12 protein-coding genes and 1 pseudogene are annotated in these 18,483 nt (G+C 35.4%); 5 read left to right on the forward strand and 8 right to left on the reverse strand.

Going from position 1 to position 18,483, the window contains the following annotated elements:
• Positions 1-21 precede the first annotated feature (21 nt).
• Positions 22-477 carry a thioredoxin family protein gene (locus tag EV142_RS15300; protein WP_238698738.1) on the forward strand — a complete coding sequence of 152 codons (456 nt, stop codon included), beginning with the start codon at positions 22-24 and terminating at the stop codon, positions 475-477.
• Positions 478-765: 288 nt separating this feature from the next.
• On the opposite strand, the gene EV142_RS15305 is transcribed toward EV142_RS15300, so the two are convergent.
• The 6 genes and pseudogenes from EV142_RS15305 to EV142_RS15320 all read right to left on the reverse strand — a co-directional run bounded on the left by EV142_RS15305 (position 766) and on the right by EV142_RS15320 (position 4,373).
• Entirely contained in the window at positions 766-1,317 is a 552-nt protein-coding gene (locus EV142_RS15305; RefSeq protein ID WP_317616748.1) for a ubiquitin-activating E1 family protein, read from the reverse strand.
• Between the two features lie 100 nt (positions 1,318-1,417).
• Positions 1,418-1,567: a hypothetical protein gene (locus EV142_RS24615; RefSeq protein ID WP_306462575.1), complete on the reverse strand. Its 150-nt coding sequence runs from the start codon at positions 1,565-1,567 to the stop codon at positions 1,418-1,420.
• A pseudogene (locus EV142_RS24410) lies at positions 1,564-1,890 on the reverse strand (PRTRC system protein B); the annotation flags it as partial. The pseudogene EV142_RS24410 and the gene EV142_RS24615, both read right to left, overlap by 4 nt.
• Positions 1,891-1,908: 18 nt before the next feature.
• Entirely contained in the window at positions 1,909-2,172 is a 264-nt protein-coding gene (locus EV142_RS24415; protein WP_238698737.1) for a hypothetical protein, read from the reverse strand.
• A 186-nt stretch (positions 2,173-2,358) separates the two neighbouring features.
• Entirely contained in the window at positions 2,359-3,132 is a 774-nt protein-coding gene (locus EV142_RS15315) for a hypothetical protein (protein ID WP_132036731.1), read from the reverse strand.
• Positions 3,129-4,373, reverse strand: a complete 1,245-nt coding sequence (locus EV142_RS15320) for a DUF4419 domain-containing protein (protein ID WP_132036732.1) — start codon at positions 4,371-4,373, stop codon at positions 3,129-3,131. The genes EV142_RS15315 and EV142_RS15320 overlap by 4 nt, the downstream gene beginning before the upstream one ends.
• Before the next feature lie 379 nt (positions 4,374-4,752).
• Between EV142_RS15320 and EV142_RS15325 the strand changes: the two genes are divergently transcribed.
• Positions 4,753-5,295 carry a DUF6252 family protein gene (locus tag EV142_RS15325; RefSeq protein WP_132036733.1) on the forward strand — a complete coding sequence of 181 codons (543 nt, stop codon included), beginning with the start codon at positions 4,753-4,755 and terminating at the stop codon, positions 5,293-5,295.
• A 488-nt stretch (positions 5,296-5,783) separates the two neighbouring features.
• The gene (locus EV142_RS15330) at positions 5,784-6,191 is read left to right on the forward strand and encodes a helix-turn-helix domain-containing protein (protein ID WP_132036734.1); all 408 of its coding nucleotides are present in this window, start codon (positions 5,784-5,786) and stop codon (positions 6,189-6,191) included.
• Between the two features lie 134 nt (positions 6,192-6,325).
• On the opposite strand, the gene EV142_RS24255 is transcribed toward EV142_RS15330, so the two are convergent.
• Complete coding sequence (locus EV142_RS24255; RefSeq protein WP_262710769.1) at positions 6,326-6,724, reverse strand: DUF2268 domain-containing protein; 399 nt, start codon at positions 6,722-6,724, stop codon at positions 6,326-6,328.
• A gap of 36 nt (positions 6,725-6,760) precedes the next feature.
• A complete protein-coding gene (locus EV142_RS24260) occupies positions 6,761-7,258 on the reverse strand; it encodes a hypothetical protein (RefSeq protein WP_202978509.1) in 498 nt (165 codons plus the stop codon).
• A 639-nt stretch (positions 7,259-7,897) separates the two neighbouring features.
• On the opposite strand from EV142_RS24260, the gene EV142_RS15340 reads away from it, so the two are divergent.
• Positions 7,898-9,094, forward strand: coding sequence for a PQQ-binding-like beta-propeller repeat protein (locus EV142_RS15340; RefSeq protein ID WP_132036735.1), 1,197 nt, complete (start codon positions 7,898-7,900; stop codon positions 9,092-9,094).
• Positions 9,095-9,630: 536 nt separating this feature from the next.
• Positions 9,631-18,480: a non-ribosomal peptide synthetase gene (locus EV142_RS15345; protein WP_132036736.1), complete on the forward strand. Its 8,850-nt coding sequence runs from the start codon at positions 9,631-9,633 to the stop codon at positions 18,478-18,480.
• Positions 18,481-18,483 lie beyond the last annotated feature (3 nt).

Genomic DNA, 18,483 nt, shown 5'->3' on the forward strand with positions numbered 1-18,483 from the left:
AAGATCTTTCATCAATTGTTTTTGTTAGTACTTTTATCGGGAAGCATTCTGCTTCCTGATGAAAGTCATGCACAGTTGAAAAAATATCAATTTGAGCAATTAGATAGTTTGCAAAACATACAAAAAAGGAAAGTTATTGTTTTTATTCATACTGATTGGTGCAAATATTGTCAAGCAATGGAAAATACAAGCTTAAAAAACAAAGATATAATAGAAGAATTAAACTCTAATTTTTATTATATTGATCTGAATGCTGAAGAAAAGAAAATAATACTTTATAAAAAATATTCCTTTTCATTCAAACCGACGGGAAACCATACTGGAATAAATGATTTGGCAAAAGAATTAGCTACAGTAGATGGGCAGATTAGCTATCCTACACTTTGTTTTTTGAATGATAAAGGCGAGATTATTTTTCAACAGACCAATTATATGACTTCCATAAAATTTATTGAAATACTGAAAAATGTACACTAAATATGATATTTTAATTTCAAATAAAAATCATACTCACATAAGATATTAATTATTTAATTTATGAAATACTTGATTTAAGAATTCTATTAGAATAAAAAAAAGATTTGAACCTTAATATTATTACTTCGAGAAATCAAGATTACTAAAAGTCATATTCCATAAAAACAAAAAAGCGTACCCACTTGCAAGAATAGCCGAAAAGGATATGTTCTGTGCAAGTGGGTTCAACCGTTTGGAGCTCCTCGCAATTGCCTGACGAAAGGAAGTGCAATTGCGGGGCGGCGGGTATTAGTCCACCATTATTGGCTGTGACCTGAAGTTGGCAAGATTGAAAAAGAAGCCTCTATGTTGGGTCATGCCTTCACGAAATAATTTCCATAACAAAAATGCTCCCATATTTGCAAGTGTGGACTTGATAAACAAGTCCTGTTTTTTCAATGCTTCGGCAAGGGAGCAACTTGGCTCATTGTTGTCAGTCTGTGCCTCAAACAATTCTCTAAATTCTTCCGTAACCAGAGGGAGATTGCATACAGTCCTGTATAGATTGGAATTCGGCTGTTTGGTTTCTCGTATTGTAGAAAGTATTGCTTGTCCTGTATTTTTAGCGTTTCCTATGTGCAGCCAGTAGAGTGATTTGGTACGTTCAAAATTGCTGTTTCCAATACAATCATGCAAGGCAGTTGTAATGTCTAAACGTGCCGAAACTGTATCGACAAAACTAATGTAGATGTTTGCCCTGCCAAGTTTAGGCAGAGATTTCAGATTAGCAGTACTGAACTGCTCTGTGACGGCTTTCCAGTTCGTTCTAAAAAAGTGATTAGTTCGGTTAATAAGTGCCACTGCTTTGGGTAATCCCACTTCGGTATCTGCAAATAATTGTCCCTTGTTTGGCTGTGGTTACTATATCACCATCGTATAAACTGACCTGTAAGCCTGTATGTCACAAAGCGACAAGGCTATGGTTCATTCTTGCGAGTTCCGGTAGCATTCTGCTTCCAGTTCCTCCAGCACCAATAAGGTTTAGATTGATAGGATTGGTTGGATTTATCAGATAATTGTCTGTACAATGTATGGCTTTTGGTGTGTTCATGATAGTAGTTTTTCAAGGGTTAAACCATTTTTAATTAGCGATTTTAAGGAAAACTGTTTTCGGCTGTTCACATGCCTTTGCCACAATTGAATGATGTTTCCCTTTATGGGACTTTGTTCGAGTATAAGGTGGCTGAAATAACTATTGAAAAAATACTGTTCCCATTGCACTATAAATTCCTCCAATAGGCAATCTGCTTTAATGCTGATTGATACGGTACCCATACAAACCCTGCCGTCTTCGTACAGATTAAAAAAAGGTGCATAAAATAAAGAAGTCTGTTCGTTTATTTCTGTGTTTGTATCAATTGCATAAATCCATAAGTTGTTTTTGGAAGCTTTCTATAACAAAGGAGGTATAGAAGTTTTGCCGTTTGGAATGCCTAAATTGTCCACAAAAAATAAATCAACTCTTTGGGATGGTGTGTGCCAAATAACATAACCATTGTGGTCGGGATTAATGTACAGCACATTTTTTGGCAGTAACCCTAAGGGTTTTAAAAAATCGCGTTTGAGTTCTTCGGTAGTGTCCAAAGCATTAGCCAATTGGGTACTTTCATTTAAACTCAGTGGATGCGCATTGATGGGATAACCATTTTTGTCCATATCATAGCTTTCTACATAAATGGTTTTGTTCGAGGTGTTTTTTTTGTGACCAAGGTCGGATTCGAAGCATTCAGGACCTACTTTAAATTATTTATGAAAGTCAAAATTGGTATCAAGTGTTCGATTGTAGTCCCTGATAGCCCACCAAAAAATTACCTCCAAAGTCATTTGATTTTGGAGGTTTTTTTATGGTCTTCCATTTATATTTAGTTCTGCATAGCTTTTCTTTTTTAGATTTAGTTTTACACTGAAATAACAATCCCCACCATCATTCACTTGGTTTATTTGATATTTAAATTCTTCTTTATCAACATTACTGTTACAACTGCAAAATACTAAAACTTCAATTTCATTTTTTGAGTTTTTAACAGCAATACATTGTTTGTTATATTTAATTAATAGCCGTGTTAATCTTGTTGGGTTTTCTTTAATACATTTAGATAATATTTCATCGATTGTTTTCAAATCAACTTGAGTTAAATCAATTGATTCTACGTTTTCTGAAAAGTAATCGTAATGATCCGGGTTATAAGTAAAAAAAGCAAATTTTGGATTATGTAATATGGCTGAACTATTTTTAAGATTTACTTTTGCCATTTTTAGTTTTAGTTTCAAAGGCATTTTCCCATTAAGAAATTCAATAAAGTTATTCTTTAGTACAGCGTTTTTACAATCTAGATACTGAAAACCATATTCTAAAAACTGAATTGTGTCTTTATCAATTAAATATTTACCATTATATTTTTCAATCTTTTCATAATGTGAACTTATTTGACGTATTGTAAAAATATATGAACTGTCTTTATAAAGTTCTAACCTGGTATAATCATCGCCCAATTCATAAATATGTTCAGCAATTAAGATTTCTTCTTTTGTTTTCTTTTCGACACTTTTTTTCTGGTTACATTGTAAAAACAAAATAGAAAAAAATATCAATATCATACCTTTAATTTGTCTCATTTTCTTCGTCTTAATCTGAAAAATATAATAAGTCCAATTATACCTGCTAATGCTAATAAATATATTTTCCAATTGGGTAAGGCATTTTTACTTGTTTCACTAGGTTTTTCTTTTACTACCGTAGTTTTAGTTTCCTTCCTTTCAATTAGCTTTTTTTTGTCTTTTACTACCCAACCAATTTCTGGTTTTAGCGTTAGTGATTTCTTATCTTGTTTTATTCCGACAAATCCAGCTAAAAATTCCATTTCATATTTGCGTCCTAAATAATTCCAAATAAAATTGGCTTTAGAAAGCCCATTATTAAATTGATTAGTTTGCAGTCCTTCCATAAATTTTTCTGGTTCTCTATCTATATAAGGGTTTTGAATCATTTTTTGATTTCCATCAGTAACATACGGAAAAAATTTAATAACCCAACCCGTTATGTACGGCCCTCCGCTTTCATCTTTTCTTTTAAATATGTTTGACCAAAATTTATGATCTATTTTGTTATCACTTGCATTTATAAATTGCTGAATAATTGGTTCAAGTGAGTTGATCCAATTATCTATATTATATCCTTTAAACCTTTTTATATTTCGTTTGATTTTTTGCCAATCTTCTTTTGTTCCTTCAATTTTTATTTCTGGAATACCACACGCTGTAGCGTATTCATATTCGAAATAACCGCCCATAACATTTAATAACGTTACTTCGTAGGCGGACTTTTCTATTGCTGTTGTAGTACTAAAAGATTGAACATATAAATTATGTATATCTGATTTGATATATTTAGAAATTGAATCTGCCATAGTAGGAAAAGCCAATGGCCATGGTGAACTTATGCTTCCTTTTTTAAACTTATTACTGATTGGTTGTGTATTTATTACTAATTTCTTTTTGTCGTCAAATGCAACAAATTTATTCCTTAATTCCTCAGCATTCATATTAACATGCGTAGAGAATCCTTGGCATATCATCAACCAAATCATATCTGGACTTATACTTATACGTCTATGATCGGCATAAGCGATATATAGCGAAGCAACAAATGGATGTATGTCTGTCTCTACGAGTAACTCATTTCTAAGTTTAAATTCACATGCTTCAAATTTTCCTCCTATTCTGGCTTCAATTGCTTTTACATAAGACACCTCTGGTAGTGGATTAGTAGCTATTTTAACGTCATCACAAACTATTTTGACTTGTGCGTTTAGCTTCAAAAGTCCAATTAATAAAAATACAATATAATTTTTCTTCATTTAATTGAGTTAATATTTGTTCATTAATGTGAGTTTATTCAAGCGAATGTAAGAAATATTATTACTACAATTTATTAACCTTTTCAAGATAAATAAAATCATTATCCTCTCATTGAAATTATCTTCAAATCTTGCAAAAAATGGTTCGTAAACAGGTTCGTAAAGGACCACATAAAGACAAACCACGCCATTGGAATCCAATGGCATGGTTTTTTATAAAATACTATACTAATTGCTGAGCTAATTAGTCTCAAAGCAGTACACTGCAAACTGGATTGTGCCAAAAATACAGTTGTATTAAAACAAATAATCAGCAAAATTAATATAAACTTTATCTTATGTGTAGAAAAATATTACATCTTTACAAAAACTTTAAACTATGAGAAAAATAGTATCATTATTTCTAATTTTATTTATGTTTTGTTCTTGTGATAAGGACGGCAATATTATAACCGAAAAAGAACAACTACCGCCAATAACAAATACCGGCGCAAACACTGTCGGATGTTTAATTGATGGAAAAGTATTCCTACCGCATCAAAGCGGTATTAATCCTGCTGTAAATTGTTTTTATCAGATTGAAGGGGGAGAACAATATTTCGTTATGAATTTCGCAGATCTTCGCAATGGAAAAAATGAAATGGTCGTACTGATGCTTAGAAAAGTAGATGTAAAAGAAGGAGAAGTTTACAAATTAAATAAAACATTTACCATAGCACCTGAACTAACTGGGGCATTAGGAGTTTACAGTTCGGCAGAGAGTCAATTATTTTATACTAATGAAATAGTGACCGGTGAATTGAAAATAACGCGTTTAGATATTTCAAAGTCAATTATCGCAGGGACTTTTTGGTTTGACGCTGTAAATGATAAAGGCGTTAAAGTTCAGATTACAGAAGGACGTTTTGATTGGAATTATTAAGATTAAAAAAAAATAAATGATAAGAAAAATTACTTTTTATGCATTCATTCTGCGTTTTAATATTGTTTCAGCCCAGCAGACGTAGAATACTGAATTCAAAAACACCGCGAATCAGGTGTTTCAAAACTTCGATAAATCGCGGATTCCCAACGGGATCTTACTTGATTAGGGGATAGATTTTACCAACCTATTGACTTTTGATGGTGTATTACGCGACTCCACATTAACCATCTCGAAAATGATTACAGATATTTAAAAAACACTATTAATGCCCAGGGCTAGCCGAAGAGCATCCGGATTCATGTTGCTCGAGTCTCCTTCGTCGAAATGACATAAAAATCCCGCTCTTTAAAAGAATAATCTATTCAAAATACAGATATAATATCTGACAAAAGGGATGCTTTACCGGATATTTTTTTATCTTTGAAACTCACAATTTTTAATCAAAATGGCTTTATCTTTGAGCCTTCAGGAAATTGATACGCATTATGGAACAGAAAATACATCAGGGAAGAAACGTAAAACGATTCAGAGAAATGCTTAACATAAAGCAGGAGGCATTGGCTTATGATCTGGGAGAAGACTGGAATCAGAAGAAAATTTCTATGCTGGAGCAAAAAGATGTAATTGAAGATCGTTTGCTTAAACAAATCTCAGCAGTATTGAAAATTCCGGTGGAAGCTTTTCAGAATTTTGATGAAGAACAGGCTGTAAATATTATTTCAAATACATTTTCAGATTTTAAAGATGGAGCCTCAGCAATTAATCTTCATCCAGTATTTAACCCTATAAAAGAGGTATTAAAACTACACGAAGAAAAAATTGCATTATACGAGCGTATGCTAAAAGAGAAAGAGGAAATGATGGCAAGGCTTGAAAAACTAATCAGTAAATAGGAATTATTAAAAACAGTATTTTTTTTATTCGTTACAGGTAACTTTTAGTCAATCTGTTGGGTACTACATAATTTTGGTGAACTTCATAAAATCAGGGAAATGCGCACACCATTTCACAAGAAGTAAGCGCAAGTTTATGATTTGAAAAATTCGTCATAACTTTCTTTTTTTGATTTTTGATACTTTTCAATGTAGGCATCTAGAAAACCACTTTGTTTTAAAAATTGCAGTGGGTCTTTTATATTTAGTATTTCTTCAATTGCTTTTTGTTTGTCTTTCTGTTTATTGAAATAAGATTCTGTTATTTTATAGCCAATCCAATATCCTAAATCATTTGGTCTGTCATCTTTTTTAGAGGTTCCATATAACCAATCTTGATAATCAGCATTTTTTAATCTCGTTACAAATTCCTGACCTAATTTATCAAGGTTTTGCTCTCCGTATTTATATTCAAACTTATTTATTGATTCTCCCGAAATAAGTTCACCCATAAAGTCTGCACCTCCTTCAAGCAAACACCATTTCAACAGCATATCTTTTCCTGTAATATTTTGTTGATAGTGAATAAGTTAGTGTGCGATTAAACCTGAAACGCCATCCAGATTTTTAAGCATTTCGGTTCCAATAATAATTCCTTCAGGAGAAGAAGTTCCTCCTGAATTAAATCTACCATAAACAAAATAAATTGGAGGAAATTTTGCATTTGGATACCAATATTTTAACGCACTATAAATTGCTCTTACTCTCTTTTCTTTGGAAGAAAGACCATCTAAAACATTTCTTGAAAGTTCATAATCTGCTTTTCTTCTCTTTACAACAGCAAAAAGGGAGTCTGCATTGATTATTCTGTTGGGAGTAAATCCTTTAATACCCGGAGAACCTTTTTGCATATATTCAATAAATGGATTTTGTGTTGATTGTTCCATTTTGTCAAACGCTTCCCAAAATTTTTTTGAATCTTTTGTTTCAAAAACAGCATCTAAAGGATTGTCCGAGAAATTACTTTGCCCAAAGAGAAAATTAGAAAAAACAATAAAAAGTGTGGTGAAAACAAGGTTTAACTTCATAGGTAAATTTGATAATTTTTAAGGTGTTTTTTTTTATAGAAAGCCGCATAACACAATTATACCGGGACTAAAACAGCATTTATAAAACTTTTTTCAGCTGGTTTTGAGCAATGCGTTTAACTTTTCCTCAGGCGAATATAAGAAATATTTCTACTGCAATTTAGTACCCTTTTAAGTTAAATACTTCGAGAAAATTCACTGGTAAATTAGGGAGTTTTTTTATTATGGTTTCAAATCTTAAGATAGCAGGGAAGTGACTTCTACTATTGCTGTTGTAAAACCAAAATTAAAATTAAGGCTACAACTTTTTTGTTGTAAATTTTCCGTTGTACTAAGAAAGTCCAACAAAATATTTACAACACTTTTGTTGTAAATATTCTGTTGTACTAAAAAAATACAACAAAACTTTTACAACAGTTTTGTTGTAAAGTTAAAATTAAAAGTAAATTTTCAACAACAACAAAATGCAATACACATAAAGTGTAATTGGTAAAAAGATCCGGCATTCGAAAAGAGACTTCAATGAAGCCTCCTTTTTAGTTTAGGTACTTCCTGATTCTATTTTTAAAGCGCTTTAACTTCTAAAACCCTATAATATATTTTTACTATATTTGGCGGAGACATTCCCAAATTGTAAAAATGAAAAAAAGCCTAATAACTCTTTTATTTGTATGTACGGTTATCAATATGTTTGGGCAGACGCCAACTACAGAGAAACCTGTCAAAACTGATTCTGATACTAAAGTTCCAAATTCTAATGAGGGTTTCTCCCATAAAGCCATAAATCCGCTTAAAAACGTTCCGTTAGATGAAGCATTAGTCCTCATTTATGACTACGACGGTTCCCTTTTTTCATTTGATCTGGAATCTGAACAAATTGCCTGGACTGTAAAAGCTACAGATGCTTATACTGAAATGTGCGCCAATAAAGTAACGCTGCTGGATGGGGTTCTATACGTTCCGTTTATTAACGGTGAAATTTTCGCCATTGATAACCAGACCGGTGCTGTTTTCTGGAAATCAAGGATAGGAAATAGTACAGATCAAATTGTACTCAAAGATCAGATTCCGGTTATAAATGATGGAAAATTATTTATTACGGCTCAAAATCAAAATATTTATGCGCTGGATCTAAAAGATGGAAGTTTACTGTGGAACTATAAACTGGATTCTGCCAATAACGATATTCCTGTTCTTTATTTTGACAACAAAATTTTTACCCAAAGTGGCAACTACCTCTATAGTTTCGAAGCCAACACCGGAAAACTTATCTACCAAAAAGACTTTCAGGAACCTATGCACGGAAAACCGGTTACAGATGGTGAAAATGTATTTATAGCAAATGAAAAAAATGTAGTTTATGCGCTAAGTCCCAATAAACCGGAAGTTTTATGGCAATTTAAATTAGATGAAAATCAAAATAATATCAAGGAACGTATATTTTGCAAAGACAAAAAAGTATATTTTGCAGCACAAGGCCCGGAAGTTTCTTCGGTATACGCTGTTGATTCAAAAACAGGAACTCAGCTATGGAAAACTGACTTTAAGGATGATACCATCGAATACATCGTTGAGGAAAGTGATAATGTGTGGGGATATACCCGTAAAGCAAAACTTTTTCAGTTAGACATAACCAATGGTGAAATAGCATCTGAAACAAAATTAACAACCCAGCCTATTTCAAATCTTGAATTTGCGGATGATGATTCCTTATTTTATTATTCTGATGCCGCTTTAATTCAATTTGAATTTAAAACAAGTGACGAAAACGAAGTTTATCTGCGAACCTCTATTAAGGATAATGTTTATAGTGCATTTGTAAAGAAAATTCGATAATAAAAGAAGCTACTTTAAATAATCAGAAAAATGTAAAAACTGATATCAGGTGTTCGCTTGTAACTCCTAATACTTCATCAAAATTATAAACCTCCAAGTTCATTAAGACTTTGGAGGTTTTTTGTTTAGTACAATAGCTCTAATCGATGTACTTTAACAAATTCTCTACTTTAAAAACTCTTCCCAAATACTCTTTTGATTAAGTAAAAATGACGGTTTTATCGTTCAGAATTTTCCTATGTGATTCTTTTGTTAATTTAAAGTAAATACATCTGTTTGATATACTTATATATAAGTTTATTCCTATTTATAAAGTCGTTTTATATCCTGTTTGCAAAATACCGTAACTTTTATACGAAAAGTCCGTAATTTTTAGAAAAGCGGAACTGTTATTTTCGTGCGAAATCCCTGTAGTTAAATATAAAAGAATAACATTTTTTAAAGAATGATTTAGACTTTGTATTTAAGAAAGGAACAAAAAAAATAAAGCATCGCAAAAGAATACTGATTGTAAACCAAATACGAATTCGGAAGTTATGGATAAGAGTACAGCCCCAAACAATTTTTATTTACTTACCAAATACTGGAAGAAAAAGATAGCGAACAGAGAACAGGTTCCTGCGGTACAAAGCAGACAAAATAGTCTTCCGTGTGTTACTATTGAGGCTGGAGATCTTAACTATTTCAGTAAGCTCACCAATGGCAACCCGTTAGCTCAGGCTACGGTTATAAGTGCTATTTATTCTTTTTTGTTAAAGAAGCTCGTTCCTGAATTTGATGGTTACGTTGTTTCAGATTATAAAGAACAATCAAATCCTTTACTGTTATCATTTCCTGTAGATTTAAATTTATCTTTTAAAGAATACCTTCAAAAAGTAAAATCAGAAATTTTAGAAACCTTACCCTATTCCGATTTTAATAAAGGGGATCTATCTGAAAAGATTGGTTTTAGCGATTTAAGTATTTTTTCTACTTACAGTATCGGGATTAACGCAACAACTCATTTGAATTGTAACGGTATTTTGTTTGATGTAAAAATAGAGGAGAAGGGAAATCTTGAAATTAACGTCTCGTATTTGGAAGATTTTGTAAAGGAAACGATTGCTGGCTATCTGGTTAAACACTTCAGGCAGTTTATCATTCATTTAGAAAATAATATCGCAGCTCATTTATCAGATTATGAATTACTATCTGATACAGAAAAGCATCAGTTACTAGTAGATTTTAATGCTACCGATGTAGCTTATCCGAAAGATAAAACAGTAGTTGATTTATTTGAAGAGCAGGTTGCCCAAACACCGGATGCTATTGCTGTATTATTTAAAGAATCGACTTTAACTTATGCTCTGTTAAATAAAAAGGCCAATCAGTTAGCCTGTTATATTTCCGCAGAACATACCGTAAACAAAGGAGATATTATTGGTGTGTTTTTACCTAAATCGGATAGTGGAATCATTTCGGTACTGGCCATATTAAAATTAGGTGCGGTCTACTTACCCATAGATACCCATTATCCTCCCGAAAGAATTGATTATCTGATCAAAGACAGTGGTTTAAAACTTTTAATTACGGATAATGTCGCCTTAGAGATCAGTAAGTGTGAGACAATAGCTTTGCCAGACCTAAATTTTGACAGTATTAGTGATGAGAATATCAATACGGCAATTTCGCCGAAAGATTTAGCTTATGTGATTTATACATCAGGTTCTACAGGACATCCAAAAGGGGTACTGATTGAGCATACGAGTACTATCAATATGTCCCTGGATCAGATTAACTTTTTTGGAATTAGCAAAGAAGACAAGATTGTATGGTTTGCTTCCGTAGCTTTTGACGCCTCCATATCGGAGATTATGATGAGTTTGTACAGCGGTGCAACCTTATGTATTCCGACGGAAGAAGTTATAAAAGACAAAGATCAGTTTACAGGCTTTTTAAAAGAAACAAAAGCAACAGTAGTGACTTTTCCTCCCAGTTATTTAGGATTATTATCCGAAGAGGATATTTCGGGATTGCGATGTGTGATTACTGCCGGAGAATCGGCTAATCCTACTAAAGCAATTGCAGTTGTAAAATCCGGAATTGATTATTATAATGCATATGGGCCAACTGAATGTGCGGTTTGTGTGTCGATTTATAAGCTGTCCGAAAATGATTTTGACAAGACCGTCATTCCAATTGGTAAACCTATATCCAATACTAAAATTTACATCTTAGACAAAGCCCTGCAGCCTGTACCAATAGGCGTTGCCGGAAAGATATATGTATCGGGAGCCGGAGTAGGAAGAGGCTATTTAAACAAACCGGATCTTACTTCGGAGAAATTCATTGCAAATCCTTTTCAGTCAGGAGAACGCCTGTATGATACCGGAGATTTAGGCTGCTGGTTATCCGACGGAAATATTGAATTTTTGGGTCGAAAAGACTTTCAGGTAAAATTAAGAGGATACCGGATAGAATTGGGAGAAATAGAAAATACAATTTTACAGTATTCCGATGATTTAAAACAAGTAGCTGTTGAAGTTAAAGAAAACAATCAGGAGAAAGTACTGGCCGCCTATCTGGTCGCTACAACACCTATAGATAAAGCTGAACTGAGAAGTTTTCTGCAAAATGCACTGCCGGACTATTTGGTTCCGGGTTTTTATATCGTGTTAGATAAATTGCCTTTAACTCCAAATGGGAAAATAGACCGAAAAGCCCTGCCAGGCATTACCAGTGCTGATGTGATCAGAAAAGCCTATGTCGCACCACAAAATGAAACCGAAAAAAGTTTAGTGGCCATTTGGCAGGAAGTACTGGGAATAGAAAAAATAGGCGTAACCGATAATTTCTTTGAGCTGGGAGGACATAGTCTAATGATCGCTCAGGTCATTAACCGAACCCATAAACAATTAGGCAAAACCGTTTCTTTTAAAACGTTTTTCACAAGCCCGAGCATTGCAGAATTGAGCAAAAAATTGCAGCAAAATGAGTATCTGGCAATCCCGAAGACTCCCGAAGCTCCTTCATATCCCATAACGGCATCACAAAAAAGATTATGGATATTAAGTCAGTTAGACGGCGGTACCTTAGCCTACAATATGCCCGCAACGGTAAAATTAACCGGAACTATTAATGCACAGCAATTTGAAGAATCGTTCAGATTATTAATGCACCGCCATGAGATTTTAAGAACGTATTTTAAAGCCAATGACGATGGAGAAGTGCAGCAATATATACTTCCGGCAGAACAGGTAAACTTTAAAATAGCAGAGAAAGATTATAGTTCGGCAGAAAAGCAGGAGGAAGCTATTACCAGCTATCTGCAGGATACAAACAGTAAGCCTTTTAATTTAGAAGAAGCGCCACTCGTAAGGGCTTCCTTAATCAAATTAAAAGAAGACGAATATGTTTTTTTCTTATCCCTGCACCATATCATTGGCGATGGCTGGTCGATAGAATTATTAATAGCCGAGGTGGTAAAAACCTACAACGCATTACTGCAAGGAAAAGAAATCAGCTTCCCGGAATTAAGTATTCAGTATAAAGATTATGCAGCGTGGCTGAATAAAGAATTGGATAATGAAAAACAGCAAAAATCAAAAGAATATTGGTTAGCACAGTTTACGGGAGAACTGCCTGTACTGGATTTGCCAAGTTTTAACACCCGTCCGTTAGTCCAAACCTATAATGGGAATACGGTAAGCCACCAGTTTTCAACGGCTTTTCTGGAGCAGGTAAAGCTATTTTCAAAAGAGCATGATGTGACTTTATTCATGACTTTAATGGCGGGCATCAACACGCTGTTGCACAGATATTCGGGTCAGAACGACATGATACTGGGAACCCCGATAGCGGGAAGAGAGCACCCGGATCTGGAAAACCAAATGGGGTTGTATCTCAACACGCTTGCCATAAGAACGCAATTACAGGAAGAAAGCAGCTTTTTGGATGTAGTAGCACTGCAAAAAGAAACTTTATTAAGTGCTTACGACCATCAAAATTATCCTTTTGATGAGCTGGCAGGAAAATTGAATTTAAAAAGAGATACCAGCCGTTCTGTTTTATTTGATGTTCTGGTGGTACTGCAAAACCAGGAGCAGTTAAATAATATTAATACGGAAGAACTCCTTAATCTCGAAGTAAGCAAGTATGAGTTTAAGAATAAAACAGCTCAATTTGACATTAGCTTTCTTTTCGTTGAGACAGCAGGGTTAGACCTTAGAATTGAATATAATACCGATATCTACGATGGTGATCTGATCGAAAGAATGTTTGGTCATTTTGAAAATTTAATGATACAAGCATTAGTACAGCCTGAAATTCGCATTCAGGAAGTCGATTATCTAACTCAGGAAGAGAAGAACGAACTTTTATTTGATCTGAACAACACAGCCATCGAATATCCAGCCGGTAAAACAATACTGGATGTATTCGAAGCACAAGTTGCGAAAACCCCGAATAACATTGCAATTGTATTTGAGGATACGCAATTGACCTACAAAGAATTAGACGGGCAATCCAGTCAATTAGCCGCTTATCTGACTCAAAATTATGCCATTGAAGCCGATGATTTAGTGGGAATCATCCTGGACAGAAGTGAGCGAATGATCCTTTCTATTTTCGGAATATTAAAAGCCGGAGGTGCTTATGTTCCGATGGATGTACATTATCCGCAGGAAAGAGTGGATTTTATCACAAGCGATGCCAAACTGAAGCTAAGCATTAATGAGGCTGAATTTGAAAAATTCAGATCCGTTCAGGATTCTTACAGCGTAACAACACCGGAGCGTGGCGATCTAGTCAATCATCTGGCGTACTGTATTTATACCTCGGGATCTACGGGAAATCCAAAAGGTGTATTAAATCACCATGCAGGCCTTTACAATCGCCTGTTATGGATGAAAGACTATCTGGCAGTGGAAGAAAAAGAAGTTTTTCTTCAAAAAACGCCCTATACATTTGATGTTTCCGTTTGGGAGCTGATTCTTCCTTTCCTTACCGGAAGTTCCCTTGTTATTGCCAAACCCGAATTACATAAAGATGTGGCCTATTTACAGGATATCATCAGTAAAAAACAAGTTTCGATCGTGCATTTTGTGCCTTCGATGCTGGGTGTATTCCTGTTGGATGCAGACAGCGAAAAAGGGAATTCCCTTTCGCATATTGTGTGCAGTGGGGAAGAACTGCCGACCCTTATGGCGCAGGAATGCAAGGAAAAATTTCAAAATACACAATTACACAATCTCTATGGCCCAACAGAAGCCGCGATTGATGTAACAGCCATTAATCTGAGCGAAATTGATGTACTAAAAGAAGGGGTAAGTATTGGCAAACCCATAGCGAACACCAGTATCTATATCGTTAACAATTCGCTCGGGCTCCAGCCATTTGGTGTGCCGGGTGAATTATTAATCTCCGGAATACAGGTAGCCAGAGGGTATCTGAACCTTCCGGAACTGACACAAGACCGTTTTATAGCCGATCCGTTCAGAGCAGGCTATCAGGTATATCGCACCGGTGACATTGCCCAATGGAAACCCGACGGTTCTATTCATTATAGGGGAAGAATTGACAATCAGGTTAAAATAAGAGGGAACAGAATTGAACTGGGCGAAGTCGAAAATGCGATCATGGCCTATGGCGGAATCCAGCAGGTAGTAGCCACTCCCAAAGAATTAAACGGAGAAAAAGTTTTGGTTGCCTATTACCTTTTAGAAAGAGGAATCGAAATAGACAAAGCGGCTATTCGCATTTATTTACAGGGAAAACTTCCGGAGTATATGGTACCGGGCTTTTATGTAGTGCTGGAAACGTTACCGATGACTTCCAGCGGGAAGGTCGACCGTAAAGCTTTACCGGGTATAGCAGGCGATGACCTTATTCGTGGGAAATACGCAGCACCCCGAAATCAGACAGAAGAAAAACTGGCCTCCATCTGGCAGGACATTCTGGGCATTGATCAGGTGGGAATTACCGATAATTTTTTCGAATTGGGAGGCGATTCCATACGAGCCATACGAATTTTAGCGAAAATCAATAAAGACCTGAGCATCAATTATAAATTGGCAGATATCTACGCATTGCCATCCATAGAAAAGTTGTTATCTATAGCAACGGAACGAACAGCGAGTGAGATTCCAGTCGCAATAAAAGCTGAAGTTGAAGCACATTTCGAAAATTTAGAAAAAGAATTTAATCCGTATGAGTTTTATGAAGAAAGAAAATTTCTTCACGAATCAAATAAGGAGTATTCAGAAGGAAAAATTGTTTCCATTTATCCGATGAGTGATATCGAATTGGGGATGTTATTTGGCTCTATCGCGACCCGAAATAAAGGAGTTTATCACGATCAGTTCGTTTTTCCGTTACCTACATCACAATTTGACAAAGAATCATTTAGTAAAGCACTTTCGATTTTAATTGAAAAGCATCAAATCCTCAGAACAGCCTACAATATCGAGAGGTATAGTTCGCCCGTGCATCTTGTTTATGAAAAAATAGCGGTCGAGTTAGCGTATGAAGACCTTTCGACAAAAAATCACAAGGAAATTTATGCTGCCATAAATGACTTTATGATTCAGGAGCGAACGCATCATTCTTTTGTGACCGCTGAACCGGGTTTATGGAGGATGAAAATTTATAAAACGGCCGAAAAAGAATACAATCTGCTTTTCCAATTCCACCATGCCATACTGGACGGATGGAGCGTGGCTTCGTTAATGACAGAACTGAATAATATTTATCTTTCTATTTTAGAGCATAAAGAAGTAACCACAGCCAAATTGGCACTAACCTACAAGGATTATGTTTTTGAGCAAAATTGTATTAAAAGAAATGACAAATACAATGATTTTTGGAAAGAAAATCTAAGCGAATATAAAAAGCTGGATATTTTTACAGAAGAGCATTTTTCCAAACGACATGATTTTACGATTGAAGGAGAATTGTATGATTCGTTACTGCAATTTAGCCTGAATCAGGGTTTAAGTCTAAAAACAATAACCTTTGCAGCCTATTTGTATACTTTAAAAACCTTAAGCTATGAGGATGATATCATTGTAGGAATGGTAACCAGCGGCAGGCCTTTGCTCGAAGATGCAGATAAAATATTGGGTTGTTTCCTGAATACAAGCCCTTTTAGAATTAAGGAAACTAGCGGAACTGCAATATCATTTGTAGAAAAAATCAATCAATTGCTGATTATTCAAAAACAGTTTGAAAGAATCAGCCTGAATGAATTGCAAACCCGTTTCTCCTTAAACAAAAAAGGAGAGAATCCATTTTTTGATACGCATTTTAATTATATCGATTTTCATATTTATAATGATCTTCAGGTACAGGAGGATGAAAAAGTAACCGAATTTAAATTTGCAGAACTCAATTTTGAAGCGACCAATACGTTCCTGGATTTAAATATTCGTCCCCTTGCAAATGGTATAAAAGCATCGTGGAATCAGCAAAGAACTTTAAAATACGGATTGACGATAGAGCAACTGCAACAATACTACCTTAATTTTCTATCCACATTAGTAAATTCCGGCGATGCTGTTTTAAAAAATGAAACTGTTTTGACAAGTGCGGAGAAGCAAAATTTGCTTTACGATCTGAACAAGACAACCATCGAATATCCAGCCGGTAAAACAATACTGGATGTATTCGAAGCACAAGTTGCGAAAACCCCGAATAACATTGCAATTGTATTTGAGGATACGCAATTGACCTACAAAGAATTAGACAAGCAATCCAGTCAATTAGCCGCTTATCTGACTCAAAATTATGCTATTGAAGCCGATGATTTAGTGGGAATCATCCTGGACAGAAGTGAGCGAATGATCCTTTCTATTTTCGGAATATTAAAAGCCGGAGGTGCTTATGTTCCGATGGATGTACATTATCCGCAGGAAAGAGTGGATTTTATCACAAGCGATGCCAAACTGAAGCTAAGCATAAATGAGGCTGAATTTGAAAAATTTAGGTCCGTTCAGGATTCTTACAGCGTAACAGCACCGGAGCGTGGCGATTTAGTCAATCATCTGGCGTACTGTATTTACACCTCGGGATCTACGGGAAATCCAAAAGGTGTATTGAATCACCATGCAGGCCTTTACAATCGCCTGTTATGGATGAAAGACTATCTGGCAGTGGAAGAAAAAGAAGTTTTTCTTCAAAAAACGCCCTATACATTTGATGTTTCCGTTTGGGAGCTGATTCTTCCTTTCCTTACCGGAAGTTCCCTTGTTATTGCCAAACCCGAAGGACATAAAGATGTGGCCTATCTGCAGGATATCATCAGTAAAAAACAAGTTTCGATCGTGCATTTTGTGCCTTCGATGCTGGGTGTCTTCCTGTTGGATGCAGACAGCGAAAAAGGCAATTCCCTGTCGCATATTGTGTGCAGTGGTGAAGAGCTTCCAGCCCTTATGGCGCAGGAATGCAAGGAAAAATTCCAAAATACACAATTGCACAATCTCTATGGCCCAACAGAAGCCGCGATTGATGTAACAGCCATTAATTTGAGCGAAATTGATGTACTAAAAGAAGGGGTAAGCATTGGTAAACCCATAGCGAACACCAGTATCTATATCGTTAACAATTCGCTCGGGCTCCAGCCATTTGGTGTACCGGGTGAGTTATTAATCTCCGGAATACAGGTAGCCAGAGGGTATCTGAACCTTCCGGAACTGACACAAGACCGTTTTATAGCTGATCCGTTCAGAGCAGGTTATCAGGTATATCGCACCGGTGACATTGCCCAATGGAAACCTGACGGTTCTATTCATTATAGGGGAAGAATTGACAATCAGGTTAAAATAAGAGGAAACAGAATTGAACTGGGCGAAGTCGAAAATGCGATCATGGCCTATGGCGGAATCCAGCAGGTAGTAGCGACTCCCAAAGAACTAAACGGAGAAAAAGTTTTGGTTGCCTATTATCTTCCGGAAAGAGGAATCGAAATAGACAAAGCGGCCATCCGTATTTATTTGCAGGGAAAACTTCCGGAGTATATGGTACCGGGATTTTATATAGTGCTGGAAACGTTACCGATGACTTCCAGCGGGAAAGTCGACCGGAAAGCTTTACCGGGTATAGCCGGCGATGACCTTATTCGAGGCGAATACGCAGCACCCCGAAATCAGACAGAAGAAAAACTGGCCACCATCTGGCAGGACATTCTGGGTATTGATCAGGTGGGAATTACCGATAATTTTTTCGAATTGGGAGGTACTTCTTTTCAGCTGATCAAATTGCAAAAAAGGATTGAATTGTTGTGGCCCAATACAATGGTGATTTCGGATTTGTTTGAATTTAATTCGATTAAAGACATCGCAGTCTTCATCAATAAAGATTCAGCCCAAACCGACTTAGAAGAGAAAGACGAGATGAAATTTTTTGAAATATAAAAC

It is taken from the genome of Flavobacterium circumlabens (assembly GCF_004345565.1).
Classification (GTDB): domain Bacteria; phylum Bacteroidota; class Bacteroidia; order Flavobacteriales; family Flavobacteriaceae; genus Flavobacterium; species Flavobacterium circumlabens.